Below are 21,098 nucleotides of genomic sequence, written 5' to 3'. Positions count from 1 at the left end.
AGCAGTGTTCTCAGCCACGCAAATTACCTGTGCTCCCGTACACAAGCAGGACCCTCCTCCCGCCCCGCATCATGCGAGCAGTGCCCGAGGCACCTCGTACGGCGTTCGTGCAGGACGAGCACGAACGCTCCCGCGAAGACGGGCAGGCACGGCCACGGGCGCGCCTCCCCGCCCACGCCGACCTTCCCGGAACAGCCGCACTCCCCTCACCCGGAACGGCCGTTGCGCGCAAACCGTGTGAGGCGTCCTCCCTCAGCCACGCGGCGGACCAGACGCTCCCTGACCGCACACATCCCAAGGATCGATCATGACGACTTTGCTCGAACCGGCCCCGTCCCACGACCGGGAGGCCGACGACGGCGTACTCGGCCGCGTCCGTGCGCATCTGCCCGGGATCGCCGCGCGTTCCGCCGAGGCCGAGGAGGCCCGAGCCGTTCCCCCGGAGATCGTCGCCGCTCTGCGCGAGGCCGGGGTGTTCCGGATGAGCCTGCCCCGGGAATGGGGCGGCGAGCAGTTCGACCTGGTGCGGAGCGCTCAGGTGGTCCGGGAGATCTCACGGGCCGACGGTTCGACCGGCTGGACCGTTCAGGCGGCCTCGATGGCCTGGTTCTTCGTACGGTCGCTGCCGCGGGAGACGCTCGAGAAAGAGGTGTTCGGCGACGGCGCCGACCTGATGCTCCGTGGGGCGATAGCCCCGAAGGGCAGGGCGGTCCCCGTGGCGGGCGGCTACCGGCTCAGTGGGCGCTGGCCTCTGGCCAGCGGCTCGTTCACCCCGGACTGGTTGCTGGCGGGCTTCGTGGTCGAGGGCGCTCCCGCGCTGCCCGACGGCCGCCCGGACATGCGGGTCGCGCTACTCCGCCCCGAGCAGGCCACGTTCCTCGACACCTGGGACGCGGTGGGCCTACGGGCCACGCAGAGCACGGACTTCACGATGGACGACGTCTTCGTTCCCGAGCGTTTCACGGGCCCGCTGATGGGCGACAACCACATCCCCGCCCCCTTCTACGACCTGCCGTACACCGCCACCGGCGCCTCGCACGACGCCGTCGTCATCGGGTGTCTGGACGGCGCGCTCGGCGACCTCGCGGAACTGGCCGCCATCAAGCGGCCGGCGTTCGACCCACGGATGGTCATCGGCCAGGACCCGGTGTTCCAGGAGAAGTTCGCCGAACTGCATCTGCGCACCGCCGCGCTGTGGGCGCTGCTCGAACAGACCGGCGCCACGGTCATGAGCCGGGCGCTCGCTGGAGAGGAGCCCACCCCGGCCGAGTGGTTCGGCTACACCGGCGGCCACCAGCACATCCACCACGAGGGCATCCGGATCCTCAACGAGATCATGACGCTGTCGGGCAGCTCCGGGCTGTACAGCTCGAACCCCCTGCAGCGGCGCTGGCGCGACGTCCGCTGCGTCGCCCAGCATGTGGCCGGCAACAACGGTTCGCTGCGGCGTCTGGGCGCGGTCCTGTCGGGTCAGGAGGGCGTTCGATGAGCCCGCTCGTGACGACACCGACGGATCCGGCCGTGCTGCGCCAGGCGTTCGGCTGCTTCCCGTCCGGGGTGACGGCCCTGTGCGCCCTCGACGCGGGGACGCCGGTGGGCATGGCCGCCAGCACGTTCACGCCGGTGTCTCTCCAACCGCCTCTGGTGTCGGTCTGTGTTCAGGACACCTCGTCGACCTGGCCGAGGCTGCGCAGACAGAGCAGGCTGGGTCTGAGCGTCCTGGCCGAGGGGCAGGACCTGGTCTGCCGCTCGCTGGCCGCTCGGGGCGGGGACCGGTTCGCGGGGGTCGACTGGGAGAGCGGCGAGGACGGCGGTGTGTACGTCCACGGTGCCAACCTCTGGCTCGACTGCTCGGTCCATGCCGAACTCCCCGGCGGGGACCACACGATCGTCCTGCTGGAGATCCACGGGCTGAAGGCTGACCCCGACCGGGAGCCGCTGGTGTTCCACGGCAGCCGGTTCCGGCGCCTGGCGGCCTGACGATGCGTGGTGGAGCTGCCGGCCGACCACCCCCCGTGGGTGCCGGGTGGGCAGCTCCACCTCCGCGCAGGTACGGCGGGCGGTCAGCCGGCGGTGCGGCGGGCCGTCAGCGTTCGGTACGGCGGGCCGTCAGCGTTCGGTACGGCGGGCAGTCACTTCCCGCGTGAGCTGGGGGGCCACCGCGAACAGGTCACCGACGACGCCGTAATCGGCCAGACCGAAGACGGGGGCCTCCGGGTCCTTGTTGACCGCGACGATCGTCTTGGACGTCTGCATGCCGGCGAGGTGCTGGATGGCCCCGGAGATGCCCAGGGCGACATACAGCTGGGGCGAGACGGACTTGCCCGTCTGGCCCACCTGGTACTGGTGCGGGTAGTAGCCGGCGTCGACCGCCGCGCGCGACGCGCCCACGGCGCCTCCGAGCGCATCGGCCAGTTCCTCCACCACCTTGAAGCCGTCCGCTCCTCCGACGCCGCGTCCACCGGAGACGACGACCGCCGCCTCGGTGAGCGCGGGACGGTCACCCGCGAGCGCGGCGCGGCGGGCGACGACGCGGGCGGACGCCGAGGGGTCGATCGGCGGCAGCACGAGTGTGTGCTGCGTCGCCTCCACGGGATGCTCTTCCGGCTCGAAGGAGCCCAGCCGTACGGCGATCACCGGTATGCCGTGGGTGACCCGCGCGTGCACGGTGCACGAGCCGCCGAAGACGATCTGGGTGACCGCACCGGACGGGTCCAGGTCGACCGCGTCGATCAGCACCCCGGCGTCCAACCGCGCGGCGAGACGCCCGGCCACCTCCTTGCCGTCCGTCGTCGCCGAGACCAGCACGGCGGCGGGAGAAACCTGCCGGACCGCGAGTTCGAGGGCGTCGACGGACGACGTGCCGAGGAAGTCGCCCGCTTCGGTCGATTCGGCCGCGTAGACGCTCATGGCACCGTGGCGGGCGAGGGATTCCTTGACGCGGGCCGCCGTACCGGGGGTTCCCGCGACGACGGCTGCCGGGTCACCCAACCGCCGTGCGGCGGCCAGGAGTTCGTACGTGGACTTGAGGACACGTTCCTCGTCGTGGTCGACGAGGACGAGGACATCGGGCATGAGCGCCTACTTCTGGTCGTGCTTCTGGTTGTCCCTCTGTGGCGGGGCGGTTCAGACGAGCTTCTGGGCGATCAGGAATTCGACGAGTCGCCGGCCGGCCGAGCCGTCGTCGGTGATCCGGGTTCCCGCGACCCGCGCCGGACGCGGTACGGCCTCCACCACACGGGTGCCGGTCACGCGGAACCCTGTGTCGTCCGCGTCGGGGAACAGGTCGTCGAGATCGACCGTCTCCACCGGCTTCTTCTTCGCGGCCATGATCCCCTTGAAGGAGGGGTAACGCGGTTCGTTGATCTTCTCGGTGACGCTGACCAGCGCGGGCAGTGGCGCGTCGAGCGTCACCTCGCCGTCCTCCGTCTCACGCTCCGCACGGACGCGGCCCGCGTCCACCGTCAACTCCCTCGCGTGCGTCAACGGCGGCAAGCCGAGCAGGTCGGCGACGACGGCGGGGACCGCGCTCGACTGTCCGTCGGTCGTCGCGTTGCCCGCCAGCACCAGGTCCACGTCCCGCACCGTCCGCACGGCCGCGGCCAGGACCCTCGCCGTGGTCACCACGTCGGCTCCGTGGAGCCGGTCGTCGCAGATGTGGATGCCTCGGTCCGCCCCCATCGCCAGGACCTTGCGGATGGCCTCCCGCGCCGATTCGGGTCCCATCGACACGACGGTGACCTCGGCGCCCATCGTCTCCTTCAGCGTCAGCGCCTCCTCCGCCGCGCGCTCGTTGATCTCGTCCAGGACGAGGTCGGCGTCCTCGCGGTCGAGGGTGTGGTCGGCCCCGGAGAGCGTGCGTTCGGCAGCCGTGTCCGGGACCTGCTTGACGAGTACGACGATGTTCACGGTCGTCTCCCCCGGTCCGCGGTGGTCACCGGAACGCCGGGTAGCCGGTGATGGCCTGCCCGACGACCAGGGTGTGCATCTCGCTGGTGCCCTCGTAGGTGAGGACGGACTCCAGGTTGTTGGCGTGGCGCAGCGGTGAGTACTCCAGGGAGATGCCGTTGGCACCGAGGATCGTGCGGCACTCGCGCGCGATGGCGATCGCCTCCCTGACGTTGTTGAGCTTTCCGACGCTGATCTGCTCGGGCCGGATGCGGTGCTGGTCCTTGAGCCGGCCCAGGTGCACGGCGAGCAGCGCGGCGTTGCCCACCGAGACGCTCATGTCGGCAAGCTTCTTCTGGGTGAGCTGGAAGCCACTGATCGGCTTGCCGAACTGCACGCGGGAGTCGGCGTACTCGATGGCCGCCTGGATGCTGTCGCGGGCCGCGCCGACCGCGCCGAACAGGATGCCGAAGCGGGCCTCGTTCAGGCAGGACAGGGGACCGCGCAGGCCCTGGGCGTGGGGCAGTCGGGCCGAGTCGGGAAGCCGTACGTCGTCGAAGTACAGCTCGGAGGTGATGGACGCGCGCAGCGACATCTTCTGCTTGATGTCGTGGGTGGTGAAGCCAGGAGTCCCGCGAGGGACGAGGAAGCCACGGATGCCGTCCTCGGTCTGGGCCCAGACGGTGGCGACATCGGCGATGCCGCCGTTGGTGATCCACATCTTGGAGCCGTTGAGGATCCAGTCGGCACCGTCGCGGACGGCGCTGGTACGCATCCCGGACGGGTTGCTGCCGAAGTCGGGTTCGGTCAGGCCGAAGCAGCCGATCGCCTCACCGGCGGCGAGGCGGGGAAGCCACTCCTGCTTCTGCTCCTCCGAGCCCCACTTCCAGATGGAGAACATCGACAGCGAGCCCTGCACGGAGACGAAACTGCGGAACCCGGAGTCCGCGGCCTCCAGCTCCAGACAGGCGAGGCCGTAGCTGACCGCGTTCGTCCCGGCGCAGCCGTAGCCTTCGAGGTGCATGCCCAGCACGCCCAACTTGCCGAGTTCCGGGGCGAGTTCACGCGCGAAGTGCGCGTTCTCGAACCACTCGCCGATGTGTGGACGCACCCGGTCGGCGAGGAACTTGGCGACGGTGGCCTGGATCTCACGCTCCTCGTCGGTGAGCGTGGAGGGGAGGTCGAGCAGATCGAGGGGGTCCTTCATCGGCTTGGCGCCGCTCATCGTGAACTCCTGGGGATTGGTGGTGATCGGTCGGTGATCGGTCGGTGATCAGCCGTCGGTGACCGGTCGGTGATCTCGGTGATCGGTCGGTCGTGGTGCCCGCGTCGGGACGTCAGCCGTCCGCTTGGTCCGGCGCGGGGGCGTGGTCGAGGTCTGAAGGGCCGTGCAGGATCTCCGCGGAGTGCTGGCCCAGACGGGGTGGTGGCAGCCGGTACTGCGGGGGTGTGCCGCTCAGCGCGATGGGGTTCGCGACCTGGCGGAAGGGCCTGCCCTGTGCCCCGTCGGCGGCGGACGCGGCGGGGGTCGCGGCAGCGGGGTTCTCGACGGCGGGGATCTCGACGATGCCGGGGAGGCCGAGCTTCTGGGCGAAGTCGAATGCCTCGTCAAGGGTGTTGACCGGCCCGGCGGGCACGCCGGCGGCCAACAGGACGGCCGACCAGTGGTCCGCGCCGGCGCCGCTCAGCCGCCGCGTCAGGATGTCCCGCAGTTCGGTGCGGTGGGCCACCCGGTCGGCATTGGTGCGGAAGCGGTCGTCGCGCGCGAGACCCGGCTCTCCGACGAGGTCGGCGAGCACCGCGAACTGCCGGTCGTTGCCCACCGCGATGGCGATCGGACGGTCGGCGGCGGAGAAGGTCTCGTACGGTGCGATACTCGGGTGCGCGTTGCCCATGCGGCCCGGGACGACACCGGCGACGGCGAACGCCGACGCCTGGTTGACCAGGGCGGACAGCAGCGAACTGAGCAGGTTCACCTCCACGAGCTGCCCTTCCCCGGTGGCGTCCCGGTGCCGGAGGGCCGCGAGGATGCCCAGCGACGCGTGCAGGCCGGTGATCACGTCGACCAGGGCCACGCCGGCCTTCACCGGCTCCCCCGCCGCGTCACCGGTCACGCTCATCAGACCGCCGACGGCCTGCACCAGCAGGTCGTATCCGGGGATCGTCGCACCCGCGCCACCGCCGAAGCCGCTGATCGAGCAGTAGACCAACCCCGGTTGCCGGGCGCGGAGTTCGCGAGGGCCGAGGCCGAGCCGCTCCATCGTTCCGGGGCGGAAGTTCTCCACGAGCACATCGGACTCCGCGACCAGGGCGCGGGCCTGTTCACGGCCGGCGTCGGTCGTCAGGTCCAGGGCCACCGACCTCTTGTTCCGATTGACGCCGAGGAAGTAAGTCGACGTGCCGTCGTGGTCCGCCGGCGGGTGCCAGGCCCGGGTGTCGTCCCCGATGCCCGGCCGTTCGACCTTCACCACGTCCGCTCCGAGGTCGGCGAGGAGCATGGTGGCGTAGGGCCCGGCGAGGACCCGGGAGAAGTCGGCGATGCGCAGACCCTCCAGCGCCCCGCGCCCCGCTCCGCCGAGAACGCCGGCCGCTTCGTGCGGCGCATTGTGCTGGGTGCTCACGCACTTTCCTCTCTACTCGTCGGTCTTTCGCTCGCGTACGGCGATGTCCCGGCTGTTCCCGTCACCACCGGCGTTCCGAAGTCGGCGGACGGGTGGGTTCGACGACGGGAAGTCCCTGACCGAGGGGGGCGACCGCTCGTACGACACTCACCCTCGATCCGACCGTGACCGACGCCATGTCGGTCGTCCGGCAGAGCAGGTTGAAGCCCTCGTTCATCGCGACGAACCATGTGTGGTGCGGGACCTGGCCGTGGCGACGGACGACGATCCCGTCACCCGCGCTGCGTTCGCGTCGGAACGTCATGGAGCCGCAGGCTCGGCAGAACGAGCGGCGGTAGGCCGGAGTGGCGCACCAGAGACAGCGCTGGAAGAACAGTTCGTCGTGTTCCGCCGGTACGTCGGACGCCGATCGCATGGCGGGCGTCGATCGCATGGCGGGCGAGGTCGCGGCAGGCGCGGTCGCGGCGGCTGCCGCTTCGTCGTCTTTCCTGAGCTCGCTGTCTGCACAGATGTCTGTCTGGAGCATCACGGCCCCCTTCACGCAGTTCGGTGACCCGAGACGGGAGATGTTCGGTGACCCGAAACGGGAGATCGGAATCCGATCCGGCTCCACCACCCTGGCCCTGCCGCGGACCGCCGGTCAACGACGAGCTGACGCATCTTTGTGCGCCGGACGCGTTCCGTTCACCGAGGTCAGAGCCACCTTGCGGGCGCTACGCTCGCTACGGCCCCGAGAACCTGACAGCACGGGAGGACACGGCCTACCGGGACGCCATCACCGGAGGCCGCTGCGCACCACCGACGGTGCGAGTAGCGGCGGGACGTGTCAGGACTGGCCGTTGCCCGCGAGCCCCAACGCCGTCCGGGTGGCGGTGGGTTCGTACTCGGGGGCGATGTCCGCCAGGACGCTCAGCGCGGTGCGCGCCAGATGACGGGCGACCACGCGTGCGGCTCCGGCGGGGTCGCTCTGGCGCATCGCCTCCAGGAGCGCTTCGTGCTCCGCGTACGCCTTGCCCCAGGACGCGGGCGCGCCCAGCTGAGCCAGGCGGATGTAGCGCTCGCTGTGTTCTCCGAGCGAGGCGATCATGCGCTGCAACTGTGGCCCCACCGCCTGGGTGGCGATGCCGTGGAACGCGTGGTGCGCCGCGTGCCACTCGTCGGGCTGGGTGTCCACCGCCAACGCCTTCATCCGTTCCAGGGCGTCGCTCATGCGCTCGATGTCGGCAGCCGTGAACGACTTGGCGGTCATGCTGACGGCGAGCGATTCGAGCATGATGCGGGCCCCGTAGACGGCGTCGAGGTCCTCGGGGTCCACCGACCGGACCCGTGCGCGCTGGTCGGGCCGCGCGTCGATGAGGCCCTCTTCCTGGAGCAGCCGGAACGCCTCGCGCATGGGTGTGCGGCTGACGCCCAGCTTCCGGGCCATCTCGGCCTGGAGCAGCGCCGACCCCGGAGGCAGCTCCCCGTTCAGGATCATGGTGCGCAGGCGAGCGTGGACGTCGAGAGCGAGTCGGCGTCCGCCCGCGGCTGCCGTGGGGCTCTCGCCCGGCGCCCCGGCCCGGGCCCGCGCCCCGCCCTCGTCGTCGGCCGGCCGCTGTTCCTCGCGGGACTCGCTTCTGCTCCTGCTCACGCCGAGGAGTGTACCCAGGTGTATGCAGCCGATACAGAGCGACTTCCCAACTCCACTGTGGAGAACTGCCGGTCTGCCTCCGACCAGGCTCCGGAGACCGGTGACTGTATCCACCTGGCGGGCTCCCGCCCGTGCGGCCGCACGGGCGCCGTGGTTCGGGGTGAGGCCCCGGCGCGCCTTCGCCTCGGCGGTGATCCGCGTCAGCGTGCTTGGTCGGGTCCGATCAGGGAGGGGAGGGGGCGGGCGGGTTGCCAGTCAGGTGCGTAGCGACGGCGCAGGTCGGCCACCGCCTCCATGCCGTGCCGGGTCACCTCGGGTGAGGTCGACAGGCCCGCGGGCCCGAGGAGGCCGGGGACGGCGGCCCGGGCGATCGCCTCGGGCATGCCGTGCCGCAGCAGGGCCGCCTCGACGCCTGGTGCGCCGGAGGCCAGCAGTTCCTCGGTGCTCCTGCGGCAGATCTCGACGTAGGCACGGGTGTGCCATGTCGTCGCCGTCCCACGTGGGGCCACCACCACGTTGGTGATGAGGTCGGGTACGACCTGAAGGTGGCCGCCGACGCGGGAAAAGCCCTGCTCGGCGGCGAGGACGTCGAAGGGCGGATGGAGTGTGGTGCCGTCCACGGCGTCCGACAGCAGGGCCTGGAACCTCTGCGACGTACCGCCCACGGGGACGAGTCGGTCGTCGGTCACCGGCGACGCGGCGACGTCGGTGAGAACGGCGCGCAGCACGAACGCGAAGGCGCTGTGCGCGTTGTCGACCGCCCACCGGTCCGTCGGCAGAGGGGTTCCCTGGCGCCGGTGGACAGCGAGTTCGCCGATGCCCTCGGCCCGGACGGCCACCGGGTCCCGTTGCAGAAGCCCGCGCAGCAGGTGGTCGGGCGAGGTGTGCATGAGGTCGAAGTCACCGTCGTTCCAGCCCGCCAGCTGCTGGTCGGAGGAGACCACTTGCACGAGGTTCACCTCCAGCCCTGCCTGCCGGAAGTACCCGGAGTCGATGGCGTGGTGAAGATGCACACCGCCGGCGCCCGGGAAGACGCCCACGGTGAGCTGCCGGGAGGGCTTCCCGGACGGGTGCGGCGCGCTCAGCGCGGACATCATGAGGAACTCTCCGAACTCTGCATGGAACGGCTCCTTGGGGCCAGGCGGCCGAGCGGCAGGACGGCCACGAGGCCACGGGGGCACGGGGGCACGCAGGGACTCAAGCCCGCCTGACATGTCGGGGTGCCACAGCAGCGGCCCCCGACATGTCACGCGGGCTTGTCCTCCTGATTGGTGATGAAGTCGGCCGGCATGTCGGGGCTCCAGATGGCGGCCGGGCAGTCCCAGTCGTTCGGCTGCCAGTTCTCGGTGATGCGGTCCATGTCGCCGGAGTACTCGATCCAGCTGCCCCAGGGGTCCTGGATGTAGTGGAAGAGGTTCGAGCCGAGGGTGTGCCTGCCCAGGCCCCAGCCCTTCTCGTAGCCCACGGCGGCCATGTTCCGCGCGCCCATCGCGATCTGGTCGATGTCGGCGACCATCCAGCTGGAATGGTGCAGGCCGGGGTGTGTTCCGGGGACGAACCCGAAGACATGGTGGTCACCAGGCCCCGAGTTCATGAAGACGGGCCCGCCGTCGATGATGCGGTCCGACAGGCGCAGCCCGAGCGTGCGGGTGTAGAAGGCCTCGGACGCGCTCACGTCGGAGCTGAAGATCAGCATGTGCCCGAGTCGCTGGGGGCGGGTGTTCTCGCTCGCGTTCAGCCAGCGGGCCTGGTCGATCCGGCGGATGCGGTCGCCGACGTTGGCGTCCTGCGCGTCCGTGGTTCCGAACTCGCGCCAAGGTGCGATCCCCTCGTCCCGGAGGTTGACCAGGTTTCCCTCGTGGTCGCGGAACCACACCCCGCCGGGTACCTCGGCCGGCGCGTCCAGCAACCTGAGGCCCAGCCCCTCCAGGTGGCGCCGCCATTCGGGCAGCGAGTCCGGGTCCACCGCGAAGGCCACGTGGTGCAGCCGCTTGACCGGCCCTTCCATCAGCACCGTCTGATCCTGCTCCCGGCCGTCGCAGCGGATCACCACCGCGTTGCCGCGCTCCGCCGTCTCCAGTCCGAACGCGCCGTAGAAGTCCGCGCCCGTTTCGAGCGACGGCACCTGGAGTCCGTAGTGCAGCAGACCTTTGACACGCAACATGTGCACTCCTCATGGTTCTGGGTCAGCCCGCATCACGCACGAGCACCCCTCAGCAAGTGTGCACACCTAGGCTGCTCGATGTCCATACACCCAGGGAAGCTTTTCCAGGCCGACAGCGAACGCCGCATAAGGATCATGCGCGATGCCGCAGCCCCTTCCTCTGCCAATGTGTATGCACTATGGTTCAGCTGCTTCAGAGAGCCGTATGCCGGAGGAAACATGGAACCGCCTGAATGGTCACTGGTGCAGTACCGGGTCGACGACTCGGAGAAAGTCACCGTCGGTGCGTACACCGACGGAATCGTGGTGCAGGGTCCCCCCGGGACCGCGGGCCTCACGCTGATGGACGTCCTCGCGCGATGGGAGTCGCTCGCCCCGCTGTTGCGTGACTGGACACCGGCGGCCTCCGAGGCCGTCGCGGACGCCCGGCTCGCCCCGCCGCTCACCTATCCGGGCAAGGTGCTCTGCGCCGGCGCCAACTACTGGGACCACATCGCCGAGATGGGCTGCGAACGTCCCGACGAGCTGGGGGACCCGTTCTTCTTCCTCAAGCCGCCGACGACGACCGTGACGGGTCCGGGGGACCCGGTGCCGCTGCCCGCCTATCCGGGCGCACGTGTCGACTGGGAGGCCGAACTGGGCGTCGTCATCGGTCGTGGTGGCCGCGATCTCGCGCCCGAGCAGGCCATGGGCCATGTGGCCGGCTACCTGGCGGCGAACGACATCTCGGCCCGGGACCGGCTCAAGTCCGACAAGCCGGTCGCCGAGCCGTTCACCTTCGACTGGGTCGGCCACAAGGGACAGGACGGCTTCTGCCCCCTGGGCCCCGGGCTGGTGCCCGCCTGGCAGATCACCGACCCGCAGAACCTGCGGATCCAGCTCAGCGTCAACGGAGTCCTGAAGCAGGACTCCTCCACCGCGCAGATGATGGTGCGGATCCCGGAAGTGATAGCGGCGGCCAGTCGCATCACCCGCCTCGAGCCTGGAGACGTCGTCCTCACCGGCACACCGGCCGGCTGTGGCGTCCCGCGCGGGGAGTTCCTGACCGCCGGGGATGACATAGTCATCGAGATCGAGCGGATCGGTCGCCTGGAGAACAAGGTGGTGGCGTCATGAGCGACACGCTGACCGTTTCCGGGCTCGGCTGGTCGGAAGCGCTGCCGGTGCCGACGACCATGCGAGCCATGCTGTTCCGTCGGTTCGGACCGCCCGACGTCCTGGAACAGGCCACCGTCGACACACCGCGCCCCGGCCCCGGAGAGGTTCTCGTCCAGGTCGCCGCGGTCGGTATCGGCCGACTGCTCGACCTCACGGCACGCGCGGGCAACCATCCCTACGCCACCATCGAGCCGCCCCACATCCTCGGCGCGGACCACGCCGGCACGATCGCCGCCCTGGGCGAGGGCGTGGCCTCCGTCCGGGTCGGCGACCGCGTGGCCGTCCTGCCCGGTGTCGCCTGCGGCACCTGTGCCTACTGCGCGGACGGCCGCGAGGAAGTCTGCGACAGCCTGACCGTGATCGGCACACACCGACCCGGCGCCTACGCGCAGTTCTGCGTGGTGCCCGCGGTCAACGTCCACAAGGTCCCGGACGGCATCCCGGCAGCGATGGCCGCCGCCCTCGCGCTCCTCGGCCCGGTCGCCGCCAACCAGATGACGCAGGCAGGGCTCCGCCCCGGGCACTGGGTCCTCGTCCAGGGCGCGTCCTCCGCACTCGGTTCCACCACGGCCGCCTACGCCCAGCACCTGGGCGCGAAGGTCATCTCGACGTCCCGCTCGGCCGACAAGCGTGCGGCCATGGCCGCGGCGGGGGCCGACCTCGTGCTCGACACCAACGCGCCGGACTTCGTCAAGCGTGTACGCGAGGCCACCGGGGGTCGCGGTGTCGACATCGCCGTGGACAACCTCGGTGACCCGGACATCTGGGACGCCACCATCGACTCGTTGGCCCGCGGCGGCGCGGTGGTCACCTCGGGCGCCTTCCTCGGCGGCAAGGTGGGGATCGACCTGCGGCGCGTGTACTCCGACTGCCACCGCATCATCGGGGTACGCACGGGCAACCCGGCAGCGGTGGCGGAACTGTGGAGGCAGGTCGAGAACGGCTTCCGGGCCGTGGTCGACCGTACGTTCCCCATCGCCCGCGCAGCCGACGCCCACCGTTACATGGAGGACGACAACAGCCTCGGGCGCGTGGCGCTCACCGTACGCCCGGAGGACTGGGACACCTGACAGCGCCGGGCCTCGGCCGGGGCGTCGTCCGACACTCCGGCCGAGGCAGATCCTGCTCCGTCCAGATGGACGAGAAGGCTTTGGCCGCGCCGAGCGGCGGGCCGGGCGCGACGTCGGGACTGTGCACGATGACCGGCGGCAAATGCCCGGCCAGACAGTACGTGCAGGTGCGGGCGACGGGGTCGAACACGGCGTACAGGCAGGTGGCGTAGAAGTCCTCGCCGAACTCGGCGACCAGGTCGTTGCGACGGCTGAACAGTTCGTCCGGGGGCATCTCCAGGTCGGCGAGGGGACGGACGACCGTGCGCAGCCGGCCCATCGTGGCCGCCTCGGCGATCCCGTGCCCCATCACATCGCCGATCACCCTGGCGACCCGGTCAGATGCTTTGAGACGCTCCACCCGCCGCACTTATGCATACACATGCTCTCGCGAATCCTAGGCGGGCAGGAGCAGTCAGCTCGCGCCATGTCCCCTTTTCCCGTACAGCACCCTTTACAGCCCCGTAATAGTGTGCACACTTAGCGATGCGAGCCGAGGCGCAGTCGATGCAGCCGGGCCGTCGCCGGCCGCTCGCCGGACCCGGGGCTGCCACCGCCGAACGCACGCACGCACGCACGCCGCATCCAAGGGCGAAAGAGACTCATACCCGCAAGCCATGTGAGAGGAATTGTCATGCTCGAAGACAGTCGCGGAGGAAGTCGCGGCCAGACCACGTGGCCTCCGGTCACCGTGTTGGTTCTCGCGATCTGCGGGCTCGCCATCGTCGCCGACGGGTACGACGTCGTGATCTACGGCGCTGTCATCCCGTCCCTGCTGCACGAAGGCGGGTGGGGTCTGACTCCCGCCGGCGCCGGGCTGATCGGCTCGTTCGCTCTGATCGGCATGCTCATCGGAGCCACGACCGTCGGCACGCTCACCGACACACTGGGCCGACGCAAGACGCTGATCGCCTGCCTGACCTGGTTCTCGGTGATGACAGGCCTGTGCGCGACCGCGACGTCCCCGGAACTGTTCGGACTCTTCCGGTTCCTCGCCGGCCTCGGCCTCGGTGGTGTGCTGCCGACCGCCAGCGCTCTCAGCGGCGAGTACTCACACCCGAAAACCCGCAACCTCGTGTTCGCGATCATCTTCAGCGGCTTTCCCGTGGGCGGCATCATCGCCGCACTGGTGGGCATGTCGGTGATCCCCCGGTTCGGCTGGCAGGCGATGTTCCTGCTCGGGCTCCTCCCGCTCATCCTCGTCGTGCCCGTGGCCCTGAAGTTCCTGCCCGAGTCGATCACCTTCCTCCAGGCGAAGGGCCGGTACGCCGAGGCGGAGGCGACAGCGCGACGCTGGAACATCGACCTGGCGGGCGCGCCCGAGGATGCAACGGCGTCGACCCAGTCGCCGGACGCGACCGACCGGGACGGCATGTCACCGGTCAAGACCCTGTTCTCCCGCGACTACGTCGCGGCGACGCTCTGCTTCCTGGCCATGTCGTGCCTGTGCCTGTTCATGATCTACGGGTACAACACCTGGCTCCCGGAGATCATGCGCCGGGCAGGCTACTCCGCCGGGTCGGCACTCGGTTTCCTGCTCATGTTCAACCTCGGTGCCGTCGTCGGCCAACTCCTCATCTCCTTCGCCGCCGACCGACTCGGCTCCAAGCCGATCATCGTCACGACGTACCTCCTGGCCGGAGCGGCCGTGGTCCTCCTCAGCCTGCGGCTGCCCACGGCGGTGCTGTACGCGGCTGTCGCGATGGGCGGTGTCGGCGCGATGGGAACACAGACGTTTGTCCTCGCCCACATCTCCAAGCACTACCCGGTACGGATGGGCGCCACGGCGCTGGGGTGGGCGCTGGGCTTCGGCCGCATCGGCTCGATGCTCGCGCCACCACTGCTCGGACTCATCATCGGTGCTGGGCTGGCGTACCAGTGGAACTTCTACGCCCTCGCGGTACCCGGCCTCATCGGCGCGGTACTGATCGGCCTGGTGCCCCGCTCTCCTGGTGAGGCGGCACCGGCGGGACGCGTGAGCGTGGACGGGACCGCGCGCTCCTTGCCTGAGCCGACCTGATCCGCGCGGTCGTCGGCTCGGACGGGGCACTCGCACCGAGTGCCCCGTCGGGGCTGCCACGACGCGTGCAGCGTTGTCAGCGCAGTTGCTCGGCCAGTCCGACGATGATGCCCTCCGGGCCACGGACGTAGCAGAGCAGATAGCTGTCCTCGAACCGGGCGATCCCACCGACGAGTTCGGCGCCGTGCGGACGCAGCCGGGCAACGGTGTCCTCGATGTCGTCGACGGCGAACATGACCCGGTGCGTGCCCAGAACGTTGTGCGGCCGGTCGCGCGGCCCCGCGCCGACCGCTTCGGGACTGCGGTACTTCGCCAGCTCGAGCCGACTGTGACCGTCTGGGGTCCGGAGCATCGCGATGTCACAGCGGACGCCGTCGAGTCCGGTGCACTGGTCGGCGACAGGGCCCTCGACCTGCCCCCTGCCCTCGACCTCCATCCCGAGTTCCAGAAAGTACGCGACAGCGGCGTCCAGGTCCTCGACGACGATGCCGACGTTGTCCATCCGTTGAATCGCCATGCTGGTCGCTCCTTCCGACTCCGCCAGACCCGCTGATCAGACGCTCACTCCACAGGCACCGACACCTCCGCGCCATCCGCGCCATCCGCGCCGTCCACACCATCCGCGCCAAGGAGCCTGAGCAGGTTGCGCATTTCCTCCAGGGCCGCGTCGGTGACTTCGGGTTCGTCGAGGACCAGCTGGTGCATGACCAGTCCGTCGAGCGCGGCGAAGATCAGCCTGCTCAGCGCGCGGTTGGCCCCGTCGGGCAACATGCGCGCCAACTCGCGCCGCGTCGCCTCGAAATACTCTTCGTACAGGGCGCGGATCTGGGGCAGCAACTCCGGCCTGCGGCGCGCTTCGAGCAGCAGCTCGTACTGGAACATCTGAGCATCAGGAACAGTCGTGACCATGTCCGACAGCCCGCTCGTGAAGTCCGTGACCCTGCCGGTGCCCGGCTCCAGGGCGCTGGTGGTGAGCGAAGTGCGGATCGTGTGACTCAGGGCCTCCTCGATCAGCGCGTCGCGCGAACCGAAATGATGCACGACGAGACCGTGGGTGACGCCGGCCTCCTCCGCGACAGCGCGGTACGTGAGCTTGCGCAGCCCGCCTCGGGCCACCACGCGCACGGCGGCGTTGAGCAGCGCCTCCCGCCCCTCTCCGTACTGCAGACGTTTCTGCGGCCCACGGCGCTTGGCGGCATCTGCGGTGTCGGTCATGGCTGTGACCCTACCGAGCACACCGGAGGGACGCGGCACGCCGGAGAAGAGGACGGCGCCGCGGCCGCGGGCAACCATCACGCACGCTGTCCGATGGAGTCAGCGGACGTCCGGGCATGCGAGGGCTCGCGCGGCGAAGGCGGCCAGCTGCGCGCGCAAGGTCTCGCGGGGTACGCGCTCACGGCCGGCGAGGTGTTCGACGAGGTCGGCCCGGGTGGCGGCGAGCAGGGCGTGGGCGGTGAAGCCGGGGTCCGGGAGGCCGGGAATCTGCCGCAGCGCGGATTCCAGCAGGCCGTGCCAGTACTCGTAGTGCTCCGCCCGGTAGGGGCTGCCGCTCCCGGTTTCCTCGAGCGCCAGGGCCAGGTGGCGGTTGTCGAGCTTGAAGCACAGCAAGGTGTCGAGCAGGGCGATCACACGCTCCCGGGCGGGGGCGCCGGGCCCCAGGGGCGGCGGGCCCGTTTCCACGGCGTCCCGCACCGGTTCGAGCCGTGCCTCGTACAGGGCGCGGATCAGCCCGGTGCGGTCGCCGAACGCGCGGAAGAGCGATGCCTTGCCGACACCGGCCGCCGTGGCGACGTCGGCCATCGTGACGGTCTCGGCACTCTCGCCGTCGGCGAAGAGCGCGTCGGCGGCTGCGAGGAGGGCCGCCCGGTTCCGGACGGCGTCCTTGCGTGGTGTGCGCTCGACCATGTGGCGCGGCTCCCTCTGTTTGCAAAGCGGACCCAGGGTCCGTATCGTTCGGTGAAGATGAAACGGACCCGAGGTCCGTATCGTACGGGACGGAGCGCATCATGCCCACAAGCACCACCTCACCGGCGGACCTGTACCGTCACAGCCTGCGCCTGCTGCTGAACAAGGACATCGCCGCCTGGGTCGACCTGTGGGCCGAGGACGGCACCATGGAGTTCCCCTTCGCCCCTCCGGGCCGACCGCGCCGACTCCAGGGCAGGCAGGCCGTCGCCGCGTACATGCGCCCCTACCCCGACCACATCGACCTGCACGATTTCCCCGAGGTGCGGATCCACGAGACCACCGCCCCGGAGACGATCGTGGTCGAGATGCGCGGAGTGGGGCGCGTGGTCGCGACAGGCGGCCCCTTCGAGATGACCTACGTCGCCGTCGTGACCGTCCGCGACGGGCTCATCCACTCCTACCGGGACTACTGGAACCCGCTCGCCGCCCTCGAACTCGAAGTCGGAGTCGGAGTCGAAGTCGAAGTCGGAGCCGAAGTCGAAGTCGGAGCCGAAGTCGGAGTAGGCCTCGACGGCACCGACGCCCTGGAGAACGACCTGGAGAGCGACCGATGACCGACGGGCGCGGCAACACTCTGGTCGTAGGAGCCACCGGCACCACCGGCAGCCGCGTCACCGCGCAGCTGATCGCCGCCGGCCACCGCGTCAGGTCCGCCAGTCGGCACGGCACCCCGGTTCCGGGCGCCGAGCCGACCCGCTTCGACTGGTACGAGCCCGCCTCCCACGGCACCGCGCTCGCGGGAGTCGACCGCCTCTATCTGGTGCCGCCCGTGGGCGATCCCGACCCGGCGACGGTCATGCTGCCCTTCCTCCAGCGGGCTCGCGCCAACGGCGTCGGCCGCGCGGTGCTGCTCAGTTCGTCGGCCATTCCCGAGGGTGGCCCCGCAGTGGGGGTGGTGCACGGGGCTCTGCCAGGTCTCTTCGACGAGTGGGCCGTGCTGCGGCCGTCATGGTTCATGCAGAACTTCACCGGCACGCACGCCCACGCGCTCGACATCCGTGACACCGGCACGATCGCGACCGCGGCCGGCACGGGCCGGGTCGGCTTCGTCGACGCCGAGGACATCGCCGCCGTCGCCGTGCACGCCCTGACCGACGTACGTTCCCCCGACACCGATCTGATCCTGACCGGGCCGCAGGCGCTCAGCCACGACGAGGTCGCCGCGATCGTCGGCGAGGTCACCGGCCGACCCGTCGTCCACCGCCAACTGACCCACGAGCAGCAGTGTGATCGCCTCGCGCCGCTGGTGGGACGGGAATTCGCCGAGATGCTGGCCGACATGGACCGTGCCATCGCCGAGGGGGCGGAGGACCGCACCACCGACGTGGTCCGGCGCGTGACCGGGCGAGAACCGCACAGCTTCCGCGCGGTCGTCGCCCGGGAGGCAACACGCCTCGACCGACGTGCGCCGCACACCCCCTGAATGACGGAGAGCGGTCAGACTCGGTCGGCTGGGCAGAACATCCGGCGTGGCCGGGAGCGTGGATACCGCCGCGGCCTACCGGGGCGGCGGTGGCAGAGCCTGGTCCGTCAAATGCACGGCAAAGAGCGGCACCGCGCCCTGCGTCAGTCGTCAGTCGTCAGCCGCCAGCCGAGCCCACGCGAATTCGCCTGACAGTTCTGAGCCGGCCCGCGATCATTGGCCGATGACCACGAGACCGGACCTCCTCAGCCTGAGCATCGCGTGCCCTCCGCCCGACGAGGGCGTCGTGGAGGTCCGCCCGATCGTCAACGGCCTGGATCTTCTGGCCGAGGTGTTGGTCTCCGGCGGGGTGGGAGGCTCCCGGTACGTGGGGGTGGGCCCCCGGGTTCTGCTGGACCAGGAAGGGCCGTTGCACGCCACGGCGACGCCCCGCGAGGTTCGTCTCGCTGTGTCCGGGTGCGGCGTGGAGGAGTGCTGTGGGGCGCTGTACATGACGGTCGCGCGGCACGGAGATCATGTCGTCTGGGCGGGCTGGCGCGACCCGGCCAACCAGGACGTCGACCTGCCGGAGCTTCGGTTCACCGCGGAGCAATACGACGCCGAGGTCGTGCGAGCCGGAGAGGACAGGAGTTGGGAGTGGCCGGCGGGAGCGGTCGCGCGGATGCTCGAGGCGGGGCTGAGGGGACGCGCGGACTGGCTCGTCAGGTGGGACTGCGAGCTGGAAGGCGTCTGGGCCTTTCGCACGGAACCCGATCGAATCCACGTCGTCCTGTGGCATCCCCGCGACCGGGGCGACGCGGCTCTGCCCTGGCTCCAGTTCGGGATGACCCTCCCGATCTCCGCGGAGCCCCCGACGGTGCAAGCCGAGCGCCTCGAAGCTCGGCTGACCGCGGGCGATCCCCGTGCCACCGCCGAGGTCTGGGGCGGTTCGCACGACGCCGAGCAACTGGGCTACCCATGGCCGCCGGTGGACCCGCCGTTCATGTGAACGGCAGGGGGAGGCGCCGGTTGGGCCTTCCCCTTGGGCAAAGATGCCCCCATCGCGCCTGGTGCGAGGACCGTCCTGGCCGCGAGCGCCGATCTCGTTCTCTTTCGTTCTGGCATCTCTTGTTGGACATCTGGCCTGTATGACAGGGTGGTTCACGCTTGGAACAATCCGTAACCGGCCTATCGGCTCACACGGGTCGTGGCGTTGCCCGCTTCCCCACAAGACGGTCGCGCGGCATCGTCCGGGCGTCACCAACTCAACACCTCTCTCCGCACGGCCACTCCAGGTCCGCGCTGCCGCTGTTCCCGCATCGGCCCGGGACGAGGCTGCCCAGCGCGCCCTGGGAGAAGGAAAGCCCCCTGTGTCTTTCGCTCATCCGCTTCCCGGAAGCCCGGCTCCCGACCCCGAGACCGCTCCAGGGATGTCCGACGACGCGCTCGTCGCCGCGCTGAGGATGTCCCGGACCCTCGAGGGCACCACGCCGGTCGCGGCGTTGATCGCGCGGCACGGGCCGTCGGTCTCCGACTATGCGGAGATCTGCGCCTCCGGTTCTCCCGCCCTGGCGCGCGCGCTCGCCTCGACGGCGTTCCGCAATGTCGTGCGGGACCTCCAACGAGCCGGGTCCACCGACGCCCTGCGCCCTCGCCTCCTCGTCACCGTGCGGAACACCGCGCGTGCGCGCTCACAGGCCGGCACCGGTTCGGGGCTGTCATACGACCAGGCCGGGTCCGGGTCCGGGTCCGGGTCCGGCGACGGGTTCCCTCCACACTCGGTCACCCAGAACCGGCATCTGAGCCACGTCGCCTTTCTCCGGCTCCCGAGGACCACCCAGTACGTTCTGTGGCATCTGGACGTGGAGGCCGAACCGTCGACCGTTCCCGCGGCCTTGCTCGGTATCGAAGGGGACATACCGCCCTTCGAGTTGGACCGGGCGCGGGAGCAATGGCGATCGGCTCTCCTGCGCACGCATGTCGAGAACGCGGCCGGGAGAGAGTGCCGGGACTACAGCCGCCTCCTCGACGCGTCCTCACGCGGGGTCGGTACCACGCTGCCCGAGGTGCAACTGCATCTGGATCACTGCTCCTACTGCCAGGACACGGCCGAACAGCTCAGGCTCTGCGCCACGCAACCGGGCGTGCTGCTGGCGGAAGCGCTGCTCGGCGAGAGCGCTCACCCCTATCTGGCCGTGTGCCGGGCACGCCCTTCGCGGACACCGTCCGTTGCCACGGCCGTCGAGGGAGTCGACGCCCGGCCCTCGGACACTTCACAGACGCCGCGAAAGCCGGCAGGGAGGCGAAGGGCTGGTGTCAACCGCAAGGGCACGAAGATCCTCGTTGCTGTGATCGCCGTCGGTTCGGCAGCTGTCGCGGCGGCATACGTCGTGGGCGGCACTTCGTCCGACACCACCGCACCGCCTCCGTCGACACAGCGGCCCACGCCTACGCCGTCACCCTCATCCCCCGCGACCTCGACCGCCCTCCCCGTCCCCCCGGAGAGCGGCCGACTGCGCAACGCGGCCGCGGACTTGTGCATGGACGTCCGGGGAACGCCGCCCAAGCGTGGCGCGGAGGCCACCCTGTCCGCCTGCTCAGCCGCCAGCACGCAGCAGTGGACCTACGTCGAGAACGGGCTCCTGCGCAACGTCGCCGAGCCGGATCTGTGCCTCGACGCCGGCGGGGACGACGAGGTCCTGGATCTGGAGCTCTGCGACTCCTCGGGCGACGTGTCGTTCGGCCTCCGCTTCGAGCTGAGCCCCGAAGGGGAGCTCCTCACACGCGACAAGAGGAACCTCGTGATCGCCCCGGCCGCGCCCGAGATCGGCACCATCCTGGTACCGAGTCCCCGGAACGGAGACGCGGAACAGCGATGGCTGGTCGAGCCGGTCCAGGGAACGTCCACGCTCCAGTCCGGGACTTGAGACTTCGCCGGTGCCGAGTGGGGCCGGCCGCGGCCGAAGGCGAGTAGAAACGCCTATGGCGAGCAGGACCGGCCGGCGCCGAGTAGGACCGGCTGATGGCGATGCGGACGGCGATCGACGCGGGGGTGAACGGTACCGGGATCGCCGGTGAAGAGGCGGCGGTGGAGCGGCTACCACGTGTCGGACGTGTCGTGTGTGCAGTAGCTTCATG

At 70.3% G+C, this 21,098-nt stretch carries 20 protein-coding genes and 1 pseudogene; 9 read left to right on the top strand and 12 right to left on the bottom strand.

What is annotated here, in order from left to right; genetic code table 11:
• Positions 1-307: 307 nt before the first annotated feature.
• Both L3078_RS43585 and L3078_RS43580 read left to right on the top strand, forming a co-directional pair.
• Positions 308-1,489 (top strand): acyl-CoA dehydrogenase family protein, encoded by a 1,182-nt coding sequence (locus L3078_RS43585; RefSeq protein WP_239760006.1) that lies wholly within the window; start codon positions 308-310, stop codon positions 1,487-1,489.
• A complete protein-coding gene (locus tag L3078_RS43580) occupies positions 1,486-1,980 on the top strand; it encodes a flavin reductase family protein (protein ID WP_239760005.1) in 495 nt (164 codons plus the stop codon). Before L3078_RS43585 ends, L3078_RS43580 begins: the two co-directional genes overlap by 4 nt.
• A 129-nt stretch (positions 1,981-2,109) precedes the next feature.
• Here L3078_RS43580 and L3078_RS43575 read toward each other — a convergent pair whose 3' ends face one another.
• The 8 genes from L3078_RS43575 to L3078_RS43540 all read right to left on the bottom strand — a co-directional run bounded on the left by L3078_RS43575 (position 2,110) and on the right by L3078_RS43540 (position 10,303).
• Positions 2,110-3,075, bottom strand: a complete 966-nt coding sequence (locus tag L3078_RS43575; RefSeq protein WP_239760004.1) for an electron transfer flavoprotein subunit alpha/FixB family protein — start codon at positions 3,073-3,075, stop codon at positions 2,110-2,112.
• A 51-nt stretch (positions 3,076-3,126) separates the two neighbouring features.
• The gene (locus L3078_RS43570) at positions 3,127-3,909 is read right to left on the bottom strand and encodes an electron transfer flavoprotein subunit beta/FixA family protein (protein WP_239760003.1); all 783 of its coding nucleotides are present in this window, start codon (positions 3,907-3,909) and stop codon (positions 3,127-3,129) included.
• Between the two features lie 25 nt (positions 3,910-3,934).
• Positions 3,935-5,113: an acyl-CoA dehydrogenase family protein gene (locus tag L3078_RS43565; RefSeq protein WP_239760002.1), complete on the bottom strand. Its 1,179-nt coding sequence runs from the start codon at positions 5,111-5,113 to the stop codon at positions 3,935-3,937.
• A 112-nt stretch (positions 5,114-5,225) separates the two neighbouring features.
• Positions 5,226-6,509: a CaiB/BaiF CoA transferase family protein gene (locus L3078_RS43560; RefSeq protein WP_239760001.1), complete on the bottom strand. Its 1,284-nt coding sequence runs from the start codon at positions 6,507-6,509 to the stop codon at positions 5,226-5,228.
• A 61-nt stretch (positions 6,510-6,570) separates the two neighbouring features.
• Entirely contained in the window at positions 6,571-7,035 is a 465-nt protein-coding gene (locus L3078_RS43555; protein WP_239760000.1) for a PhlB family protein, read from the bottom strand.
• Positions 7,036-7,335: 300 nt separating this feature from the next.
• Entirely contained in the window at positions 7,336-8,139 is an 804-nt protein-coding gene (locus L3078_RS43550; protein ID WP_239759999.1) for a GntR family transcriptional regulator, read from the bottom strand.
• Between the two features lie 200 nt (positions 8,140-8,339).
• Positions 8,340-9,236 (bottom strand): ABC transporter substrate-binding protein, encoded by an 897-nt coding sequence (locus tag L3078_RS43545; RefSeq protein WP_239759998.1) that lies wholly within the window; start codon positions 9,234-9,236, stop codon positions 8,340-8,342.
• Between the two features lie 149 nt (positions 9,237-9,385).
• The gene (locus L3078_RS43540; protein WP_239759997.1) at positions 9,386-10,303 is read right to left on the bottom strand and encodes a VOC family protein; all 918 of its coding nucleotides are present in this window, start codon (positions 10,301-10,303) and stop codon (positions 9,386-9,388) included.
• A gap of 219 nt (positions 10,304-10,522) precedes the next feature.
• Between L3078_RS43540 and L3078_RS43535 the strand changes: the two genes are divergently transcribed.
• Both L3078_RS43535 and L3078_RS43530 read left to right on the top strand, forming a co-directional pair.
• Positions 10,523-11,419 carry a fumarylacetoacetate hydrolase family protein gene (locus tag L3078_RS43535; RefSeq protein ID WP_239759996.1) on the top strand — a complete coding sequence of 299 codons (897 nt, stop codon included), beginning with the start codon at positions 10,523-10,525 and terminating at the stop codon, positions 11,417-11,419.
• Complete coding sequence (locus L3078_RS43530) at positions 11,416-12,531, top strand: alcohol dehydrogenase catalytic domain-containing protein (protein ID WP_239759995.1); 1,116 nt, start codon at positions 11,416-11,418, stop codon at positions 12,529-12,531. The genes L3078_RS43535 and L3078_RS43530 overlap by 4 nt, the downstream gene beginning before the upstream one ends.
• Here L3078_RS43530 and L3078_RS43525 read toward each other — a convergent pair.
• Positions 12,500-12,931, bottom strand: coding sequence for a PP2C family protein-serine/threonine phosphatase (locus L3078_RS43525; protein ID WP_338059554.1), 432 nt, complete (start codon positions 12,929-12,931; stop codon positions 12,500-12,502). The two genes, L3078_RS43530 and L3078_RS43525, sit on opposite strands and share 32 nt — an antisense overlap.
• Before the next feature lie 273 nt (positions 12,932-13,204).
• Here L3078_RS43525 and L3078_RS43520 point away from each other — a divergent pair, with 273 nt between their 5' ends.
• Positions 13,205-14,590, top strand: coding sequence for an MFS transporter (locus L3078_RS43520; protein WP_239759994.1), 1,386 nt, complete (start codon positions 13,205-13,207; stop codon positions 14,588-14,590).
• A 76-nt stretch (positions 14,591-14,666) separates the two neighbouring features.
• Here the strand turns inward: L3078_RS43520 and L3078_RS43515 are convergent, their stop codons facing one another.
• The 3 genes from L3078_RS43515 to L3078_RS43505 all read right to left on the bottom strand — a co-directional run bounded on the left by L3078_RS43515 (position 14,667) and on the right by L3078_RS43505 (position 16,495).
• Positions 14,667-15,107, bottom strand: a complete 441-nt coding sequence (locus L3078_RS43515) for a VOC family protein (RefSeq protein WP_239759993.1) — start codon at positions 15,105-15,107, stop codon at positions 14,667-14,669.
• A gap of 44 nt (positions 15,108-15,151) precedes the next feature.
• Complete coding sequence (locus L3078_RS43510; protein ID WP_239759992.1) at positions 15,152-15,805, bottom strand: TetR/AcrR family transcriptional regulator; 654 nt, start codon at positions 15,803-15,805, stop codon at positions 15,152-15,154.
• Between the two features lie 99 nt (positions 15,806-15,904).
• Complete coding sequence (locus L3078_RS43505) at positions 15,905-16,495, bottom strand: TetR/AcrR family transcriptional regulator (RefSeq protein WP_239759991.1); 591 nt, start codon at positions 16,493-16,495, stop codon at positions 15,905-15,907.
• Positions 16,496-16,596: 101 nt separating this feature from the next.
• On the opposite strand from L3078_RS43505, the pseudogene L3078_RS43500 reads away from it, so the two are divergent.
• From L3078_RS43500 to L3078_RS43485, 4 genes and pseudogenes are all read left to right on the top strand, one after another.
• Positions 16,597-16,992 (top strand): annotated as a pseudogene (locus tag L3078_RS43500) (nuclear transport factor 2 family protein); the annotation flags it as partial.
• Between the two features lie 116 nt (positions 16,993-17,108).
• A complete protein-coding gene (locus L3078_RS43495; protein WP_239759990.1) occupies positions 17,109-17,981 on the top strand; it encodes an NmrA family NAD(P)-binding protein in 873 nt (290 codons plus the stop codon).
• A gap of 223 nt (positions 17,982-18,204) precedes the next feature.
• Complete coding sequence (locus L3078_RS43490; protein ID WP_239759989.1) at positions 18,205-18,969, top strand: hypothetical protein; 765 nt, start codon at positions 18,205-18,207, stop codon at positions 18,967-18,969.
• A gap of 421 nt (positions 18,970-19,390) precedes the next feature.
• Entirely contained in the window at positions 19,391-20,887 is a 1,497-nt protein-coding gene (locus L3078_RS43485) for an RICIN domain-containing protein (protein ID WP_239759988.1), read from the top strand.
• Positions 20,888-21,098: the final 211 nt, after the last annotated feature.

The organism is Streptomyces deccanensis, from assembly GCF_022385335.1.
GTDB classification, from domain to species: domain Bacteria; phylum Actinomycetota; class Actinomycetes; order Streptomycetales; family Streptomycetaceae; genus Streptomyces; species Streptomyces deccanensis.
The sequence above is the reverse complement of the archived record's forward strand: the minus strand, read 5'-3'. Positions and strand labels throughout refer to the sequence as shown.